At 73.1% G+C, this 279-nt stretch carries 1 protein-coding gene; it reads right to left on the bottom strand.

The annotated features are described in order from the left end of the window. The coding region (locus GFH49_RS01720) for an L-serine ammonia-lyase, iron-sulfur-dependent, subunit alpha (protein ID WP_196217822.1) at positions 1 to 279 on the bottom strand (279 nt) is incomplete at both ends.

Genomic DNA, 279 nt, shown 5'->3' on the forward strand with positions numbered 1-279 from the left:
GGCCATCCGGGCGGCGGTGACGGCCTTGACCGCGGCCATGCCGTTGCGTTCGATGCAGGGGATCTGGACGAGGCCGCCGACCGGGTCGCAGGTGAGGCCGAGGTTGTGCTCCATGCCGATCTCGGCGGCGTTCTCGACCTGTTCGGGGCTGCCGCCCAGCACCTCGGCGAGGCCGCCGGCCGCCATCGAGCAGGCCGAGCCGACCTCGCCCTGGCAGCCGACCTCGGCGCCGGAGATGGAGGCGTTCTCCTTGAAGAGCATGCCGATCGCGCCGGCCGC

It is taken from the genome of Streptomyces blattellae (genome assembly GCF_009709555.1).
Lineage (GTDB): Bacteria > Actinomycetota > Actinomycetes > Streptomycetales > Streptomycetaceae > Streptomyces > Streptomyces blattellae.